Genomic DNA, 17,184 nt, shown 5'->3' on the forward strand with positions numbered 1-17,184 from the left:
CCATGCCCCTCCCCGCTTTCCTGACACCCGCCGCGTGGCTGCTCGGCATGGGCCTGGCTCTGAACGCACAGGCCATCGAGCGCGTCGCCCCGCAGGTCGATACCTCGGCGCTGCCCGCGCAGGCCCGCACCTGGGCCGAGCCCAACCCCCTGCGCGGCGACGCGCAGGCCATCGCCATCGGGCAGGCCGCCTTCAACCAGAGCTGCGCCAAGTGCCATGGCGAGAACGCCAACGGCGCGCGCTCTCCTGCGCCGGACCTGCGGCGCCTGGGCACGCGCTGCAAGCGCATTGCGGACGACGCCCTGCGCCAGCGCTGCCTGGGCGATGCCGATGCGTTCTTCATCAAATCGGTGCGCTACGGCAAGCAGAAGTTCGGCATCGTCCACATGCCGCCCTGGGAGGGCGTGGTCGGCCCGGAGCTGGCCTGGGCGCTGCGCAGCTACGTGGAAACCGTGCCTTTGAAGTAAAAACCACACCAAACCCTTATGCAGCAAGCGCCAGCAGCTATAAAAAATAAAGCATCGGCACCGGCGGGACACCACCGGGGAGGCCCGCCATGAACTTCGACGCCGCCCTGCACGCGCCCGCGCTGCCCCACCTCTCGCGCCGCCTGCGCCTGCAGTACGAGAGTGCGCAAACGCGCTGGGTGCTGCGCGACCCCGAAGGCACCGTGCAGCTCAACGACAGCGCCGCCGAGATCCTGCGCCGCTGCGACGGGCGCCACACCGTGGCCGACATCGTCAGCGAACTCGAAGCGCTGTTCGACACCCAGGGCATCGCCCCCCAGGTGCGCGCGCTGATCGCCGAGGGCACGCGCCGTGGCTGGCTCGACTGACGGCCCGCGCTGGCTCGCCGCCTGCGCCCTGCTGTGGCTGCAGCCCGGCGCCGCCCAGACCTTGCCCCCCGTGAGCGCGCAGGACACGGCGCTGCTGGCCGCCGCCTGCGTCACCTGCCATGGCCCGGGCGGGCGCGGCGCGGGCAGCATTCCCGGCCTGCGCGGGCGCGGCAGTGCCTTCCTGCTGGCGCGCATGCAGGCCTTCCAGTCCGGGCCGGCCGCCGGCGCCACGGTCATGCCGCTGCTGATGCAGGGCTATGACACAGCCCAGATGCAGGCCCTGGCCCAGTGGTTCGCACGCCCGCAGGACGCGAAGCCGTGATGGCGCCGCTGCCCCGCCGCCAGTTCCTGCTCGGCGCCGCCGGGCTGGCGGCCACCGCGCTCACCCCCGCGCTCGTGCGCGCACAGGCCGCCAGCGCGCGCGTGGTGGTGGTCGGCGGCGGCTTTGGCGGCGCCACGGTGGCGCGCTACCTGCGCACCTGGGCGCCGCAGGTCCAGGTCACGCTGGTCGAGCCCGCGCGGCGCTTCGCCACCTGCCCGTTCTCCAACCACTACCTGGCGGGGCTGCGCGGCTGGGACAGCATCGTCCACGGCTACGGCGGCCTGCGCGCGGCGGGCGTGCACGTCATCCACGCGCAGGCCGACGGCGTGGACGCCGCCGCGCGCACGCTGCGCCTGCACACGGGCCAGACACTGCGCTGGGACCGCCTGGTGCTCTCGCCCGGCGTGGACATGCGCTGGGACGCGCTCGAAGGCTACGGCGAAGCCGCCGCCGCGCACGCCCCCCATGCCTGGAAGGCGGGCCCGCAAACCCGGCTGCTGCGCCGCCAATTGCAGGCCATGCCCGACGGCGGCGTGTTCGTGATGGCCATTCCCGACAACCCGTTCCGCTGCCCGCCAGGGCCCTACGAACGCGCCAGCCTGGTCGCGCACTACCTGCGCCGGCACAAGCCGCGCAGCAAGGTGCTGCTGCTGGACGCGAAGAACAATTTCTCGAAGAAGGAGCTGTTCCTGCAGGGCTGGCAGTCCCTGTACGGCGGCATGGTCGAGTGGGTCAGCCTGGCCCGCGACGGCCAGGTGGTGCGCGTGGACGCGCAGGCGCTGGAGGTGGAGACCCTCTTTGGCGAACGCCACCGCGCCGACGTGCTCAACGTCATCCCGCCGCAGAAGGCGGGCTTCATCGCCGCGCGCGCTGGCGTGGTGGACGCCAGCGGCTGGGCCCCCGTGTACGGCGAAGACTTCGCGTCGCGGCAGGTGCCCGGCGTCCACGTGCTGGGCGACGCGGCGCTGGCCGGGCCGATCCCGAAGTCCGGCTTCGCCGCCAACAACCAGGGCAAGGTGGTGGCCGCGGCCATCGCCGCCGCGCTGACGGGCCGGGCCGCGCCCACGGCCTGGTATGCCAACACCTGCTACAGCCTGCTGGCGCCGGGCTACGGCATCTCGGTGGCGGGGGTGTACCGCGCGCAGCAGGGGCGCATCGCCGATCTGCCGCACAGCGTGGGCGTGAGCCCGCTGGATGCCCCGCCCGCGCACCGCGCCGCCGAGGCGCGCCACGGCGCGGCCTGGTACGCCGCGATCAGCCAGGACATCTGGGGCCGCTGACCCTCAGAACGTGTTCATGGCTTGGCGCTGAGCACCCAGCTGGCCAGCAGCTTGAGTTCCTGCGCGCTGAGGCTGGAGTGCGCGGGCATGGCGGCGCGCCCCCACTTGCCCTTGGAGCCCATCTGGATGGACTGCGCCAGCGTGGCCACGGCGTCCTTGTCGCCGGCGTATTTCTCGGCCACCGAACTGAACGCGGGACCGACGATTTTTTCCGAAACGGAGTGGCAGCTGTAGCAGCCATTGGCCTTGACGATTTCTGCGGCGGCGCCCAGATCGGTGGAGGCCTGGGCCGCGGCGGCGGCGGCCCACAGGGAAGCGAGGAGGAGGATGTTGCGCATGACGGAGGAAGGGTCAGGGTGAAAAGACAGAGGTGCTGCGATAGGGCAACATCCATGCCAGCCCTTTTTCCCCTGTCCAGCCCCGCCCTGCCCCGCCCGCAGGACCGGCGCTGCGCCCATCCGTAGCAGGCAGCCCCGGCAGTGTTCAGAAACGAAGCAGTCCCTGCCACAGCCGGTGGCACCAACGGCATTGGCGCCAGCACGCCAAAGCCGCTACCATGGGCGCCATGTCCTCCGCCTTCGCCATCGCATCCTCCGGCCTGCAGGCCGCGCAACTGCGGCTGGACAGCAGCGCGCACAACGTCGCCAACATGAACACGCCGGGCTTTCGCCGCCAGGCCGTGGCACAGCAGGCCGCGCCGGACCTGGGCGGCGTGCAGGCGCAAACCACCCGCATGCCCGCGCCCGGCGCCGCGCTGGAGCAGGACGTGGTGGAGCAGATGGCCGCGTCCTACGCCTTCAAGGCCAATGTGCTGGTGCTGCGCACGGCCAGGGAAATGACCGGTTCGCTGCTCGACGTGCGCGCCTGACCGGCGCCATCCCTCACGGGCACTGCGCCCAGCCAGCCAGCCGCTCCAGCAGCCATTCCTGGAATGTCAGCATGGCGCGCTCCTCACGGCAGGCACGGCGGCCGTGGCGGCCGCCTGGCGGCGGCGCGCGGCGCGCTCCCACGCCTTTTCATGGAAGAAGAAGGCCACGGCCTGCACCGTGGGTTCGAGCAGGCTCAGCGTCAGCGAGGCGATCAGGTTGCCCGTGACGGCGTAGGCCACCAGGGCTGCGACGCAGATGTGGATGAGGTAGTAGCTGCCGGTCTTCATCAGCGTGGGCAGGTTCTGGCGTGCGGTGGCGCGAAGTCGGGACATGGCGGGCTCCTGGCGATAGTCTGGAATGAATGTTATTCATTCTCATTTGACGACGCCAATTGATCCTCGCTAAGCCGGGCATAGCGCGCCCGGCGGCAAGGTGCTGGTGCGCACCTGCGAGCGGAAGTGCGGCCACATGCGGGCACACGTACTGGCACACTCGGGCCCTTGCGCACAGAGAGGCATGTCTTTTTTTCCATGTTCGAGCTTTTTTTCGTCAGCGGCCTGCGGCCCGACCCACTGCTGTGGCAGCAGCACAACCCCTGGCTGGTGGCACTGTCGCTGCTGGTGTCCATGGGCGCCTCGGCCGTGGCGCTGCACCTGGCCGGGCAGGCCCGGGACATGGCGCACCGCCGCACGCGCCAGATGGCGCTGCTGTCCGGGGCGCTGGCGCTGGGCTGCGGCGTCTGGACCATGCACTACATCGGCATGCTGGCCTTCGCCGTGTGCGGCCAGGCGCGCTTCGACCCCTGGGTGACCCTGCTGTCCGTGCTGCCGGCGCTGGGCGCCTCCTGGGTGGCGCTGCACCTGCTGGTGCGCGAGCGCGTGGGCCCCGGCGCGCTGGCCGGCAGCGGCCTGCTCGTGGGCGCGGGCATCGGCGCCATGCACTACATCGGCATGGCGGCGTCGGAGCTGGCGCCGCTGATGCGCTACGACGCGCGCGGCTTCGCCCTGTCCATCGCCGTGGCGGTGCTGCTGGCCATCCTGGCGCTGTGGGTGCGCTTCGGCCTGCAGCGGCACTGGCGGGCGCCGCAAGGCTGGGTGACGGCGCTGGCGGGCTGCGTGATGGGCCTGGCCATCGCCGGCATGCACTACACGGGCATGGCGGCGCTGCGCTTCGTCGAGCCCATCGAGCGGCTGCAGCGCATCACCTACACGGTGCCGGTGCAGACCTCGCTGTCGCTGGCCATCGCGGTGGTCGCCGTGGCCCTGGGGCTGGTGGTCGTGGCCGCCAACGCCAACCTGCGCTACCGGCAGATGCTGTGGCAGACGCGGCGCAGCGAGTCGCGCCTGCGCGCCATCACCGACACGGCGGTGGACGGCATCATCACCATCAACGGCCGCGGCATCGTGCAGTCGTTCAACGGGGCGGCCGAGCGCCTGCTGGGCTGGCGCGCCGAGGAAGTGATCGGGCGCAACGTCAGCATGCTCATGCCCGAGCCGCACCAGTCGGCGCACGACGGCTACCTGTCCACGCACCTGGCCACTGGGCGCTCCAGCATCATCGGCCGGGGACGCGAGGTCGAGGCCCTGCGCAAGGACGGCAGCCTGCTGCCCATCCGCCTGGCCGTGGGCCGCGTGGCGCTGCCGGGCGAGGCGCTGTTCGTGGGCTTCATCACCGACATCAGCGCGCGCCGCGCCATGGAATGCGCGCTGCGCCGCCGCGAGGAACAGCTGCGTACCCTGGTGGGCAACATCCCCGGCGTGGCCTTCCGCTGCCGCAACGAGGGCGACTGGCCCATGGAGTTCATCAGCGATGCCGTGCTGCCGCTCACCGGCTGGAGCGCCGACGACTTCCTGCAGGGCCGGGTGCATTTCAGCCGGCTCATCGATCCGGGCGACGCCAAGCACATCGCGCTCGACGTGGACTTCGCCCTGCGCCAGGGCCAGGCCTACCACGTGGAGTACCGCATCACCACGCGCGAGGGCCGGCGGCGCTGGATGTCGGAATACGGGCGCGGCGCCGCCGACGAGCAGGGCGCGGTGCGCTGGATCGACGGCGTGATCCTGGACATCACCGCCACCAAGGAGCACACCGCCCAGTTCGTTGGCACGGTGCAGGCGCTGAACCGCTCCGAGGCCGTGGCCGAATTCGACCTGCACGGCCACCTGCTCGATGCCAACGCCAACTTCCTCGCCCTCATGGGCTACAGCTTCGAGGAAGCCATCGGCCAGCCGCACGCCCTGTTCTGCCCGCCCAAGACCGCCGCGCAGCGCGACGCCTTCTGGCAGCGCCTGGCACGGGGCGAATTCCAGACGGGCGAATACCAGCGCCTGGGCAAGGGCGGGCGCGAGGTGTGGGTGCACTCGACCTACAACCCCATCCTCGACGCCGACGGCAAGGTCTGCAAGGTCATCCAGCTGGTCACCGACCTGTCCCAGCGCCGCGCCATGGAGCAGGACCTGCGCGCCGCCAAGGAGCGCGCCGAAGCCGCCGCCGCCGCGCGCGCCAGCTTCCTGGCCAACATGAGCCACGAGATCCGCACGCCCATGAACGCCATCCTCGGCTTCACCGAGGCGCTGCTCGACTCGCCCCTGGACGCCACCCAGCGGCGCCAGCTCGGCACCGTGCAGCACGCCGCGCGCTCGCTGCTGCACCTGCTCAACGACATCCTGGACACCGCCAAGCTCGACAAGGGCGCCGTGGTGCTGGAAGTCCTCGACTTCAGCCTGCGCCAGCTGTGCCAGCAGATGCTCGACACCCTGCGCATCGGCGCCGCGCGCAAGGGCCTGCCCCTGGTGCTCGACTACCCCGAGAGCGAGCCCGACTACCTGCGCGGCGACGCGCTGCGCCTGCAGCAGGTGCTGCTGAACCTGCTGGGCAACGCCGTCAAGTTCACCGAAAGCGGCCAGGTGCTGCTGCGCGTGCGCTACCAGGCGGGCGAACTGCGCGTGGATGTGGAAGACACCGGCATCGGCATGAGCGCCGCGCAGCTCGAACGCATCTTCGACCCCTTCGCGCAGGCCGACGCCTCCACCGCGCGCCGCTTCGGCGGCACCGGCCTGGGCACCACCATCGCGCACCAGCTGGTACAGCTCATGCACGGCGGGATCAGCGTGCGCAGCCAGCCGGGCGAAGGATCGGTATTCAGCGTGCGCCTGCCGCTGCCGCTGGGCCAGGCCACCCCGGGGCACGCCCGGCCCGCCGAGCTGGCACTGCCGCCGCTGCGCATCCTGGCGGTGGACGACGTGCCCGCCAACCTGGAGCTGCTGCAGATCGCCCTGGCGCGCGGCGGGCACAGCGTCACGCTCGCGGGCAATGGCCAGGAGGCGCTCGACTGCTGCGCACGCCAGCGCTTCGACCTGGTGCTGATGGACCTGCAGATGCCCGGCATCGACGGCATCGAAGCCGCGCGCCGCATCCGCCAGCGCGAGCAGGCGCAGGGCCTGCCGCGCCTGCCCATCATCGCGCTCTCGGCCAGCGTGCTGGAGGAGGACCAGGGCATGGCGCTGGCGGCCGGCATGGATGGCTTCGCCCACAAGCCGCTGGACCGCCCGCGCCTGTTCGCCGAAATCGCGCGCGTGCTCGGCCTGCACGCCAGCCCTCCCGCCTCCCTGCCCGGCACGCCCGGAACACCCGAAAGAGGGACCACCGGCACCGGCGCCGGCCCCATCGACTGGACGCAAGGGCGCCACCAATGGGGCTCGGAACCGGCGCTGCGCGAAGCCCTGGGCCGCTTCGTGCGCGGCCACCCGCACCTGCCCGCGCAGCTGCAGGCCCTGCTGGCCAGCAGCGGCGCCAGCGCCCTCGAAGCCCAGGCCCACCGCCTGCGCGGCGCCGCCGCCAACCTGGCCCTGGGCCCGCTGCAAGCGCTGCTGGGCAGCGTGGAAGCCGCCGCGCGCGCGGCCGATGCCGCCGCCATCGGCCAGGCCATGGCGGCCCTGCCAGCCGCCTGGGAAGCCCTGCTGCACGCCCTGCCGCCCGAGGCGGACACAGCGGCGCCCCCCGCCGCCGCACCCCTGCTGGACGCGGCACGCACCGCCCAGGCCCTGGCCGCCATCGGCCAGGCGCAGCAGGCCCTGCGGCGCGGCGAGCTGCCCGACGCGGCGCTGGCCGCCCTGGCCACGCTGCTGCCGGCCGACGCGCTCGCGCCGCTGCACCACGCCCTGGACCATTTCGACCTGGAGGGCGCCGCCGAGCAGTTGCAGCCGCTGCGCGCCCGCCTGCAGGAACCCGCCCCATGACACCGCCCGAAGACGCCCGTCCCCACCTGCTGGTGGTGGACGACGAACCCACCAACCTGCAAGTGCTGCGCCACGTACTGGACAAGGACTACCGCCTGCTGTTCGCCACCGATGGCACGCGCGCGCTGCAGCTGGCACGCCAGCAGCAGCCGCGCCTGGTGCTGCTCGACGTGATGATGCCCGGCATGGACGGCTACGCCGTGTGCGCCGCGCTCAAGGCCGACCCGGCCACCGCCGCCATTCCGGTGATCTTCGTCACCGCGCTCACCGACGCGGCCGACGAGACGCGCGGCTTCGACGCCGGCGGCGTGGACTACATCACCAAGCCCGTCAGCGCCCCCGTGGTGCGCGCGCGCGTGCGCACCCACCTGTCGCTGGTGCGCACCGAGGAGCTGCGCGAGACGCGCCTGCAGATCGTGCAGCGCCTGGGCCGCGCCGCCGAGTACAAGGACAACGAAACCGGCATGCACGTCATTCGCATGAGCCACTTCGCCCACCGGCTGGCGCTGGCCGCGGGCTGCGGCGAAGAATGGGCCGACGACCTGCTCAACGCCGCGCCCATGCACGACGTGGGCAAGATCGGCATTCCCGACGCCGTGCTGCAAAAGCCCGGCCCGCTGGACGCGCAGGAATGGGCCACCATGCGCCGCCACCCCGAGATCGGCGCCGAGATCATCGGCGAGCACCCCTCGGGCGTGCTGCGCCTGGCGCGCTCGGTGGCGCTGGCGCACCACGAGAAATGGGACGGCAGCGGCTACCCCGCGGGCCTCGCGGGCGCGCAGATTCCGCTGGAAGCGCGCATCGTCGCCCTGGCCGACGTGTTCGACGCGCTGACCTCGGTGCGCCCGTACAAGAAAGCCTGGGCGCCCGAGGACGCAATGGCGCACATCAGCGCGCAGGCCGGCCAGCACTTCGACCCGGAACTGGCCCGCCTTTTCACGCCGCTGCTGCCGGAGCTGCAGGAGATCCGCAGCCGCTGGGCGGATTGAGCGGGCGGCCCGTGCCTGGTGCGGACGGGGGGTTTTGCTTCTTCTTTGATAGCTTTTAGCGCTTTCTGGGCTTGGGTTTGGTTCCGTTTTGGCGCTGGTTTGGGGTTTGCTTCCCGGGGCCGGGACTCGCCCCGGCGGGCGACCTCCTTTCTTGTCGCGCGACAAGAAAGGAGGCAAAGAAACGCGCCCCGCAGTCTGCGACCCCTTCGCTGCGCTACGGGGCACACCTGGGGCGAGACGCTGGCGGGGTGCGCTGCGGAACTCGCTGCGCGCCTGCGGCGCTTCGCTCAAACAGCCGCAGCGAGTCAGTTCACGAAGCATGCGCGACTTCGCGCATGCCACCCCACCACCGCCTCGCCCCAGGCGCAGCCTGAAAGGGGGTGGAGACGACACGGGCCATCGCTGCGCTCGGCCTGGATTTCGCGGCGCGCAGCGCCTGCGTGTTGGGGGCCGAGCGCAGCGATGGCCCGTGTCGGGCGTCAACCCCCTTCTGGCCGTACCGAGGAGCGCAGGGCGTGGGGCGGGCGCGTGTGCCGAAGGACACACGCGCTTCGTGATCTGACTTGCCGCGTCTGTTTGAACGCAGCGCCGCAGGCGCGCAGTGAGTTACGCGGCACCGCCCCACACCCGAGCACCGCAGGCTGCCCCTTCGCGCCAGCGAAGGGGATACGGGCAGCAGGGGCGTGCTTCTTTTGCTTCCTTTTCTTGCACGCGCAAGAAAAGGGAGTCGCCCGCCGGGGCGAGTCCCGGCCCCGGGAAGCAAACCCCAAACCAGCGCCAAAACGGCACCAAAGCCAAGCCCAGAAAGCGCCACCAGCTATAAAAAAGAGCTCAAAAACTCTCCCACTCATCCCCCGCAGCCGCCGTGGCAACGGCCAGCGCAGGCGCCTTGGCCGCATGCGCCACGGGTTTCGCGCGGCTGGCCGCCGGCTTGGCCGCCGCCACCGCCGGGCGCGGTGCCGGCCGAGGCGCAGGCCGGGGCGCGGCGGCGGCGCTGCCCTGCTGTGCCAGCTTGAACACCGACACGGCCTCCACCAGCTCCTGCGACTGGTGGCTCAGGCTGCTGGCGGCCGCAGCCATTTCCTCGACCAGTGCGGCATTCTGCTGCGTCACCTGGTCCATCTGCGTGATGGCCTCGCCCACCTGCGAGACGCCCGCGCTCTGCTCGCTGCTGGCGGCACTGATCTCGCCCATGATGTCGGTCACGCGGCGGATGGCGCTGACCACCTCGGTCATGGTCGTGCCGGCCTTGTCGGCCAGGGCGCTGCCCTGGCCCACGCGCGCCACGCTGTCGGAAATCAGGGTCTTGATCTCCTTGGCCGCCTCGGCGCTGCGGCCCGCGAGCAGGCGCACCTCGCCTGCCACCACGGCGAAGCCGCGGCCCTGTTCGCCGGCACGCGCGGCCTCGACGGCGGCGTTCAGCGCCAGGATGTTGGTCTGGAAGGCGATGCCGTCGATCACGCCGATGATGTCGGCGATGCGGCGGCTGCTTTCGTCGATGCCCTTCATCGTGCCCACCACCTCGGCCACCACGTCGCCGCCCTGGCTGGCCACGCTCGACGCGCTGATGGCGAGCTGGTTGGCCTGGCGCGCGTTGTCGGCGTTCTGCTTGACCGTGGCGTTGAGCTGTTCCATGGACGCCGCCGTTTCCTCCAGCGCGCTGGCCTGCTCCTCGGTGCGGCTCGAGAGATCGTGGTTGCCCGAGGCGATCTCGCTGCTCGCGGTCGCCACGCCCTCGGCGTTGCCGCGCACGCCGGAGACGACGCGCGCCAGGTTGTCGCGCATGGCCTCCAGGCCGTTCAGGAGCTGGGTGATCTCGTCGTGCCCCCGCGCCTCGATGCGCGCCGTGAGGTCGCCCTGCGCCACGGCGGCGGTGATCTGCACGGCGTTGCCCAGGTCGCGCGCGATCTGGCGGATCATGGCGCCGCCCACCAGCACGGCGAACAGGACGCCCAGCACCACGGCGCCGATGGTCAGGGCGCGGACGGTGGCATAGGTCTGCGTGGCCTCCTCGTACGCGCTGTGCGCCATGGTGAGCTGCACCTCGATGAGCTGCCCCAGCACGTCCTGCAGGGGGTCGATGGCCGGGTACATCTCGCGCGCGGCAAACGCCGTCAGCGCCGCCAGGTCGCCCGCGCTGAACAGGGTGTCGAGCTGGCCGACGGCCGTGTCGGCCTTGCGCAGCAGGGGCTTGAGCTGCTCGCTGAGCTGGCGCTCGCGCGCCACCAGGTCGGTGGCCTGGTAGGCCGACCAGTTGGTCTCGGCCTCCTTGCGCCCCTGGGCCAGCGCCTGGCGGCCCTGCTGCGGCGTCATGGCGCCGTCGCGCACCTTGTGCGCCGCGTCGACCACGCCGACGGCGTAGGCGTCGGCCACGGCCTTGAGCTGCTTCAGCGGCACCACCCGGTCTTCGTACACCGAGCGCATGCCCTCGCTGGTGCGCCCCATGCCGAAGGTGCCCGCCGCGCCTATGCCCAGCAGCAGCAGGCACAGGAAGGCGAGCAAGATGGTCAAGCGCGTGGAAATACGGAAGCGGTTCATGGGGTGTCTCCTGGAAAAGCCGGCCTGGCGAGGAGACAAGCTATCACTTCCTGTCACCTGGATGACGGGCCGATTGCTTCCTATACATTTATTTACAATCCCGCCCCCCGGCGGGCGCGTGCCCTCAGGCCCGGCACACCCGCGCCAGCTGCAGCGCCAGGCGCTGCAGCGCCTGCCAGCCGTCCTGCGGCCAGTCGGGCACCTTCAGGCCCTTGACGATGCCGTCCACCTGGTGCGCCGACTGCAGCAGGCGCGCGGCGGCGGCGTCGGGCAGGCGCGGCAGCACGCGCTCGAACAGGCGCTCCTTGGCGCCCCACACGCGGTTTTCGCGCAGCGCCATGGGCAGGGGCTTGCCGGCGTTCATGGCGTCTTTCACGCGCTTGAGGGCGCGGATGTCCTCGGCCAGCGTCCAGTGCACCAGCACCTCGGCCGTGCCTTCGGCCTGCAGGCCGTCGAGCATGCGCTGCACGCGCGCGCTCTGGCCCGCGAGCACGGCCTCGGAGAGCTTGAACACGTCGTAGCGCGCCACGTTGAGCACGGCGGATTCGACCTGGCGCCACGCCAGTTCGCCCTGCGGGTACAGCAGCGCGAGCTTCTGGATTTCCTGGTGCGCGGCGAGCAGGTTGCCCTCCACGCGGTCGGCAAAGAACTGCAGCGTGCGCTGCCCCTCCTCGCCCGCCGCCACGCGCTGGCCCTGCGCGGCCAGGCGCTGGGCGATCCACGCGGGCAGCATGCCGCGCTCCACGGGGTCGATCTGCACGCTCACGCCCTGGGCGTCGAGCGCGGCGAACCAGGGGCTGGTTTTGGCCGCCTTGTCCAGGCGCGGCAGGATCACCAGGGTGAGCGTGCTGTCGTTGCCCTGCGCCGCCTGGGCCAGCTGCTGCAGCGCCGCCGCGCCGTCCTTGCCGGGCTTGCCCGAGGGGATGCGCACCTCGACGATCTGCTTGTCGGCGAACAGCGAGAGCGAGCCGCCCGCGGCGAGCACGGCGCTCCAGTCGAAGTGCGCGCCGGCCACGGTGTGGCTGCTGCGCTCGGTGTAGCCCTGCGCGCGCGCGCTAGCGCGGATGGCGTCCAGCGCCTCCTGCTGCAGCAGGGCCTCGTCGCCGTGCAGGGCGTAGAGCGGGCGCAGGCCCTTTTGCAGGTGGGCGCCGAGCTGGTTCAGTGCGATATGCGCCAAATTGGCCTCCAAGCCTTTTCCATCAAGCGCCAGCAGCTACCAAAGGTGTAGCAATCAAGGCGCCGTGCCAGGACGTGCCACCGCCAGGCGGCGCAGCAGCTGCTGCACGATGTCGGTCTGCATGTTGCGCAGCAGCAGCGCCTCCTCGGCCTCCTTGGCCAGGGCCTGGGTTTCGTTGTAGCTCACGTCGCGCGTCTGCAGCAGTTCGGTGGGGCCGATGAGCTCCTCGCCCGCCGGGGTGCGCAGCTTGAAGTTCACGCGCAGGCGCAGCTGCAGCTCGCGCACCTGGCCCGTGCTGTTGAAGGCCACGACCGCGCGTTCGTGCTGCTCGGACAGCAGGTCGAAGATGGCCTCGGAACGCGTCAGGCGCGTGGCGTCGCGCGTCACCTGGAGGTCGCCACCAGCGCTGGCCAGCGTGCGCTCCAGCTCGCGCGCCAGCGGCGAGGACGGCGGCGCGGCGATGTACAGCGAACGGAACGCGAACTCGGGCGCGCCGCGCAGGCGAAAGCCGCAGGCCGCCAGCAGCGGAACGGCAGCCAGGGGGGCAAGCAGGGCGCGCCGCTGCATTCAGACCACCAGGTTGACCAGGCGCCCGGGCACCACCACCACCTTCTTCGGCGTGGCGCCTGCGGCGAATTTCTCGAAGGCCTCGCTGGCCACGGCCAGGCGCTCGATCTCGGCCTTGTCGGCGGCGGCGGGCACGCGGATGGCACCGCGCAGCTTGCCGTTGACCTGCAGCATCAGCTCGATCTCGTCCTGCACCAGCGCGGCCGGATCGACCTGCGGCCAGGGCGCGTCGAGCAAATCGCCCAGCACGCTGGCGTAGCCGAGCTGGCTCCACAGCCCGTGGGCGATGTGCGGCGTGGCCGGGTAGAGCACGCGCAGCAGGATGCCGAAGCCCTCGATCAGCGCCACGGGCGCGCCCGCGTCGCCGTGCGCCTTGAAGTCCTCCAGCGCGTTGATCATCTTCATCGCGCCGGAGACCACGGTGTTGTACTGCATGCGCTGGTAGTCGTACTGCACCTGCTTGAGCACGGTGTGGATCTCGCGCCGCAGCGCCTGCGCACCGGGGCCGAACTGCACGTCCTTCAGACTGGTGTAGCCGGCCACGCTGGCGTCGGCGGCGACCTTGTCGATGGCGGCGAGCTTGACGGCGAAGTTCCACACGCGGCGCAGGAAGCGGTAGCTGCCTTCCACGGCGGCGTCGTTCCACTCCAGCGTCAGCTCGGGCGGCGCGGTGAACATGGTGTACAGGCGCGCGGTATCGGCGCCGTATTTCTCGATGAGCTGCTGCGGATCGACACCGTTGTTCTTCGACTTGGACATGGTGCCCACGCCCTCGTAGTCGATGGGCGTGCCCACCGGCAGCAGGCCGTCGCCGCTCTCGGCCGGGTTCTTCAGGCGGGCAGAGACGACCTTGCCCGCGTCGTCGTGGATGTGCTCCACGTCGTGCGGCCAGAAGTAGTCCTTGCCGCCCTTGGCGGTGCGGCGGCTGTAGATGTGGTTCAGCACCATGCCCTGGGTGAGCAGCTTGGTGAAGGGCTCGTCCACTTTCACCAGCCCCAGGTCGCGCATCACCTTGGTCCAGAAGCGCGCGTACAGCAGATGCAGGATGGCGTGCTCGATGCCACCGATGTACTGGTCCATCGGCATCCAGTAGTCGGCGCCCTCGGCCACCATGGCTTCGCGGTTCTTCGGGTCGCAATAGCGCATGAAGTACCACGAGCTGTCCACGAAGGTGTCCATGGTGTCGGTCTCGCGCCGTGCGGGTTTGCCGCAGCAGGGGCAGGCCACGCCGGCGTGGAAGGCTTCGCTTTTCACCAGCGGGTTGCCCGAGCCGTCGGGCACCAGGTCCTGCGGCAGCACCACGGGCAGGTCCTTCTCGGGCACGGGCTGCGCGCCGCAGTCGGCGCAGTGGATGATGGGGATCGGCGTGCCCCAGTAGCGCTGGCGGCTCACGCCCCAGTCGCGCAGGCGCCAGGTGGTTTTCTTCTCGCCCAGGCCGACACCATTCACCTGTTTTGCGGCGAGCAGTTCGGCCACCTTGTCCACGGCCTGCGCGTGGGGCAGGCCGTCGAGTTCACCGGAGTTGACGCACACGCACTTCTGCTTGTCGCCGTACCACTCCTGCCAGGCATCGGTGCTGAAATCCTGGCCTTGCACGGCCACCACCTGCCGGATCGGCAGGCCGTATTTCCGGGCGAAGGCGAAGTCGCGCTCATCGTGCGCGGGCACGCCCATCACGGCGCCGTCGCCATAGCTCATGAGCACGTAGTTGCCCACCCACACCTCGACCTGCGCGCCGGTGAGCGGGTGCGTGACGTGCAATCCCGTGGGCATGCCCTCTTTTTCCTTGACGGCCAGCTCGGCCTCGGTGGTGCCGCCCTTCTTGCATTCCTCGATGAAGGCGGCGAGCCGGGCGTTGCCCTGCGCGGCATGCGCGGCCAGCGGGTGCTCGGGCGCCACGGCGCAGAAGGTGACGCCCATGATGGTGTCGGCGCGCGTGGTGAAGACGTACATCCTGCCGTCCTGGATCGGCTGGCCGTCCGCGCCCTGGATGCCGTGCGTGAAGGCGAAGCGCACGCCCGCGCTCTTGCCGATCCAGTTCTCCTGCATCAGCCGCACCTTGTCGGGCCAGCCGGTCAGCGTGGCCTTGTCGTTGCCGATCTGCACATGGTCGAGCAACTCCTGCGCGTAGTCGGTGATCTTCAGGTAGTAGCCCGGGATCTCGCGCTTTTCCACCAGCGCGCCGGTGCGCCAGCCACGGCCGTCGATCACCTGCTCGTTGGCCAGCACGGTCTGGTCCACCGGGTCCCAGTTGACCACCTGGGTCTTGCGGTAGGCAATGCCCTTTTCCAGCATCTTCAGGAACAGCCACTGGTTCCAGCGGTAGTAATCAGGGTCGCAGGTGGCGACTTCGCGGCTCCAGTCGATGGCCAGGCCCATGGCCTGCATCTGGCCCTTCATGTAGGCGATGTTGTCGTAGGTCCACTGCGCGGGCGGCACCTTGTTCTTCAGCGCGGCGTTCTCGGCGGGCAGGCCGAAGGCGTCCCAGCCCATGGGCATCAGGACGTTGTACCCGTTCATGCGCAGGTAGCGCGTGAGCATGTCGTTGATGGTGTAGTTGCGCACGTGGCCCATGTGCAGCTTGCCGCTGGGGTAGGGCAGCATGGAGCAGGCGTAGAACTTCTTCCTGCCCGCGTCCTCGGTCACGCGGTAGGCGTCGGTGGCGGCCCAGTGGGCGTGCGCGGCGCGCTCCACCTCGGTGTGGTTGTATTTGTCTTGCATGGGAACTGGTGGGAAGGGTTGCAGTCTCAGAACGTGTGAAAGAATCCGGCGTGCCCGGGCAGGCCGCGAAAACGCGCCCGCCCTAGGCGCAAAGCGCAGCCATAGCAAGGGCTATGGCGAGCATTTGCAACGCCGGACGGGTGTGTTTTGGCGGAATGAGCGGGCATGGCGGGTTCTTTTACACGTTCTCAACTGCGTTGCGCGGATTTTAGGCGCTCGCCGCCATGGCCCCCGCCGAAGGGCGCCCTCCGCCGCAGCCCTTGCGCCCAGGCGGCCCCACGGGCCGCCGTCCCGCCTTCCCATCCACTCGCGTGAAAGGAGCCCCCGCTGGTGCAGCCGTTTGCCTTCCTGTCCGAACTCGATCCCTGGGCCGTCACCGGCCTGTCCCTGGCCGCGCTGGCGCTGCTGGCGTTCGCGGCGCGCGCCGCCGCCGGGTGGCTGCTGCGCCAGGTGTCGCGCCGCTGGCGCGCCGCGCCGCAGACGCGCTGGTCCGCCGCGCTGCTGCACGAGCCGGTGCTGCAGCGGCTGGCGCAGATGGCGCCCTCGCTGGTGGTGCAGGCCAGCATCGGCGCCGTGCCGCACCTGGACGCCGCCGCGGCCACGGTGGTGCGCAACGTGGCTCTGGCGCTGACGGTGCTGCACGGCGTGCGTACGCTCATGGCGCTGCTCGACGCGCTGAACGAGGCCCACGCCGCCGCCGCGCGCCCGCGCTCCATCAAGAGCTACGTGCAGCTGGGCAAGCTGGTGCTCATGCTGCTGGGGGCGATCGTGATCGTGGCGGCGCTGATCGACCGCTCGCCGCTGATCCTGCTGTCGGGCCTGGGCGCCATGTCGGCGGTGCTGATGCTGGTGTTCAAGGACACCATCCTCTCCTTCACCGCCGGGGTGCAGCTGGCGTCGAACGACATGCTGCGCGTGGGCGACTGGATCGAGATGCCCCAGGTGGGCGCCGACGGCGACGTGGTGGACATCGCGCTGCACACCGTGAAAGTGCAGAACTGGGACAAGACCATCACCACCATCCCCACCTGGCGGCTCATGAGCGAGAGCTACCGCAACTGGCGCGGCATGTCCGAATCCGGGGGGCGGCGCATCAAGCGCACGCTGCGGCTGGACACGGCCTCGGTGCGCTTCCTCACGGCCGAGGAAACCGCGCGCCTGGCGCGCATCGCGCTGCTCACGCCCTACCTCGAAGGCAAGCAGCGCGAGGTGGCCGACAGCAACGCCGCGCTGCGCGAGCGCCTGGGCGAAGGTGCGGCCGAGCCCGCCAACCAGCGCCGCCTGACCAACCTGGGCACCTTCCGCGCCTACGTGCAGGCCTACCTGCGCGCCCACCCCGGCATCCACCAGGGCATGACGCTGATGGTGCGCGCGCTGGAGCCCACGCCGCAGGGCGTGCCGCTGGAGCTGTACTGCTTCACCGCAACGACGGCCTGGGTGGCCTACGAGGGCACGCAGGGCGACATCTTCGACCACCTGCTGGCCGTCCTGCCCGAGTTCGGGCTGCGCCTGTACCAGAGCCCCTCGGGCAGCGACGTGCGCGCCGTGCTGCATGCGGACAAGGATGCGGACGCACTGGCGCTACAACAATAGGAGCTGGTTGCGCTTTCCATTACTCGATTTCAGCCATAAAATATGCTGAAACTAT

The 17,184-nt window shown here is 70.7% G+C and carries 14 protein-coding genes; 8 read left to right on the forward strand and 6 right to left on the reverse strand.

Going from position 1 to position 17,184, the window contains the following annotated elements; all coding sequences use genetic code 11:
* Nucleotides 1-2 precede the first annotated feature (2 nt).
* The 4 genes from YS110_12990 to YS110_13005 all read left to right on the forward strand — a co-directional run bounded on the left by YS110_12990 (nt 3) and on the right by YS110_13005 (nt 2,437).
* Complete coding sequence (locus tag YS110_12990; GenBank protein UJB65598.1) at nt 3-467, forward strand: c-type cytochrome; 465 nt, start codon at nt 3-5, stop codon at nt 465-467.
* Between the two features lie 89 nt (nt 468-556).
* Nucleotides 557-835 (forward strand): pyrroloquinoline quinone biosynthesis peptide chaperone PqqD, encoded by a 279-nt coding sequence (gene pqqD / locus YS110_12995; protein ID UJB65599.1) that lies wholly within the window; start codon nt 557-559, stop codon nt 833-835.
* A complete protein-coding gene (locus YS110_13000; GenBank protein UJB65600.1) occupies nt 819-1,157 on the forward strand; it encodes a c-type cytochrome in 339 nt (112 codons plus the stop codon). The genes pqqD and YS110_13000 overlap by 17 nt, the downstream gene beginning before the upstream one ends.
* Entirely contained in the window at nt 1,157-2,437 is a 1,281-nt protein-coding gene (locus YS110_13005) for an FAD-dependent oxidoreductase (protein ID UJB65601.1), read from the forward strand. The genes YS110_13000 and YS110_13005 overlap by 1 nt, the downstream gene beginning before the upstream one ends.
* A gap of 14 nt (nt 2,438-2,451) precedes the next feature.
* On the opposite strand, the gene YS110_13010 is transcribed toward YS110_13005, so the two are convergent.
* Nucleotides 2,452-2,775, reverse strand: coding sequence for a c-type cytochrome (locus YS110_13010; protein ID UJB65602.1), 324 nt, complete (start codon nt 2,773-2,775; stop codon nt 2,452-2,454).
* Between the two features lie 227 nt (nt 2,776-3,002).
* Between YS110_13010 and YS110_13015 the strand changes: the two genes are divergently transcribed.
* Nucleotides 3,003-3,305: a flagellar basal body rod protein gene (locus YS110_13015; GenBank protein ID UJB65603.1), complete on the forward strand. Its 303-nt coding sequence runs from the start codon at nt 3,003-3,005 to the stop codon at nt 3,303-3,305.
* Nucleotides 3,306-3,371: 66 nt separating this feature from the next.
* On the opposite strand, the gene YS110_13020 is transcribed toward YS110_13015, so the two are convergent.
* Nucleotides 3,372-3,638: a DUF2061 domain-containing protein gene (locus tag YS110_13020; GenBank protein UJB65604.1), complete on the reverse strand. Its 267-nt coding sequence runs from the start codon at nt 3,636-3,638 to the stop codon at nt 3,372-3,374.
* A gap of 198 nt (nt 3,639-3,836) precedes the next feature.
* On the opposite strand from YS110_13020, the gene YS110_13025 reads away from it, so the two are divergent.
* Both YS110_13025 and YS110_13030 read left to right on the forward strand, forming a co-directional pair.
* Complete coding sequence (locus YS110_13025) at nt 3,837-7,544, forward strand: PAS domain S-box protein (GenBank protein ID UJB65605.1); 3,708 nt, start codon at nt 3,837-3,839, stop codon at nt 7,542-7,544.
* Nucleotides 7,541-8,533, forward strand: a complete 993-nt coding sequence (locus YS110_13030) for a response regulator (GenBank protein ID UJB65606.1) — start codon at nt 7,541-7,543, stop codon at nt 8,531-8,533. Before YS110_13025 ends, YS110_13030 begins: the two co-directional genes overlap by 4 nt.
* 831 nt (nt 8,534-9,364) lie before the next feature.
* Here the strand turns inward: YS110_13030 and YS110_13035 are convergent.
* The 4 genes from YS110_13035 to YS110_13050 form a co-directional block, all read right to left on the reverse strand.
* On the reverse strand, nt 9,365-11,071 hold the full coding sequence (locus tag YS110_13035; GenBank protein UJB65607.1) for an MCP four helix bundle domain-containing protein: 1,707 nt from the start codon (nt 11,069-11,071) through the stop codon (nt 9,365-9,367).
* A 124-nt stretch (nt 11,072-11,195) separates the two neighbouring features.
* Nucleotides 11,196-12,248: a DNA polymerase III subunit delta gene (locus YS110_13040; protein ID UJB65608.1), complete on the reverse strand. Its 1,053-nt coding sequence runs from the start codon at nt 12,246-12,248 to the stop codon at nt 11,196-11,198.
* A 54-nt stretch (nt 12,249-12,302) separates the two neighbouring features.
* Complete coding sequence (locus YS110_13045) at nt 12,303-12,815, reverse strand: hypothetical protein (GenBank protein ID UJB65609.1); 513 nt, start codon at nt 12,813-12,815, stop codon at nt 12,303-12,305.
* The gene (locus YS110_13050; protein UJB65610.1) at nt 12,816-15,536 is read right to left on the reverse strand and encodes a leucine--tRNA ligase; all 2,721 of its coding nucleotides are present in this window, start codon (nt 15,534-15,536) and stop codon (nt 12,816-12,818) included.
* A 330-nt stretch (nt 15,537-15,866) separates the two neighbouring features.
* Here YS110_13050 and YS110_13055 point away from each other — a divergent pair, with 330 nt between their 5' ends.
* Nucleotides 15,867-17,129 carry a mechanosensitive ion channel family protein gene (locus YS110_13055; protein UJB65611.1) on the forward strand — a complete coding sequence of 421 codons (1,263 nt, stop codon included), beginning with the start codon at nt 15,867-15,869 and terminating at the stop codon, nt 17,127-17,129.
* Nucleotides 17,130-17,184 lie beyond the last annotated feature (55 nt).

It is taken from the genome of Acidovorax sp. YS12 (assembly GCA_021496925.1).
Lineage (GTDB): Bacteria > Pseudomonadota > Gammaproteobacteria > Burkholderiales > Burkholderiaceae_C > Paenacidovorax.

Bases quoted from the DNA above. Each gene is read 5' to 3' on its own strand.
- YS110_12990 (UJB65598.1), top strand. From the start codon at position 3: ATGCCCCTCCCCGCTTTCCTGACACCCGCCGCGTGGCTGCTCGGCATG.
- pqqD (UJB65599.1), top strand. From the start codon at position 557: ATGAACTTCGACGCCGCCCTGCACGCGCCCGCGCTGCCCCACCTCTCG.
- YS110_13005 (UJB65601.1), top strand. From the start codon at position 1,157: ATGGCGCCGCTGCCCCGCCGCCAGTTCCTGCTCGGCGCCGCCGGGCTG.
- YS110_13010 (UJB65602.1), bottom strand. From the start codon at position 2,775: ATGCGCAACATCCTCCTCCTCGCTTCCCTGTGGGCCGCCGCCGCCGCG.
- YS110_13015 (UJB65603.1), top strand. From the start codon at position 3,003: ATGTCCTCCGCCTTCGCCATCGCATCCTCCGGCCTGCAGGCCGCGCAA.
- YS110_13020 (UJB65604.1), bottom strand. From the start codon at position 3,638: ATGTCCCGACTTCGCGCCACCGCACGCCAGAACCTGCCCACGCTGATG.
- YS110_13025 (UJB65605.1), top strand. From the start codon at position 3,837: ATGTTCGAGCTTTTTTTCGTCAGCGGCCTGCGGCCCGACCCACTGCTG.
- YS110_13030 (UJB65606.1), top strand. From the start codon at position 7,541: ATGACACCGCCCGAAGACGCCCGTCCCCACCTGCTGGTGGTGGACGAC.
- YS110_13035 (UJB65607.1), bottom strand. From the start codon at position 11,071: ATGAACCGCTTCCGTATTTCCACGCGCTTGACCATCTTGCTCGCCTTC.
- YS110_13045 (UJB65609.1), bottom strand. From the start codon at position 12,815: ATGCAGCGGCGCGCCCTGCTTGCCCCCCTGGCTGCCGTTCCGCTGCTG.
- YS110_13050 (UJB65610.1), bottom strand. From the start codon at position 15,536: ATGCAAGACAAATACAACCACACCGAGGTGGAGCGCGCCGCGCACGCC.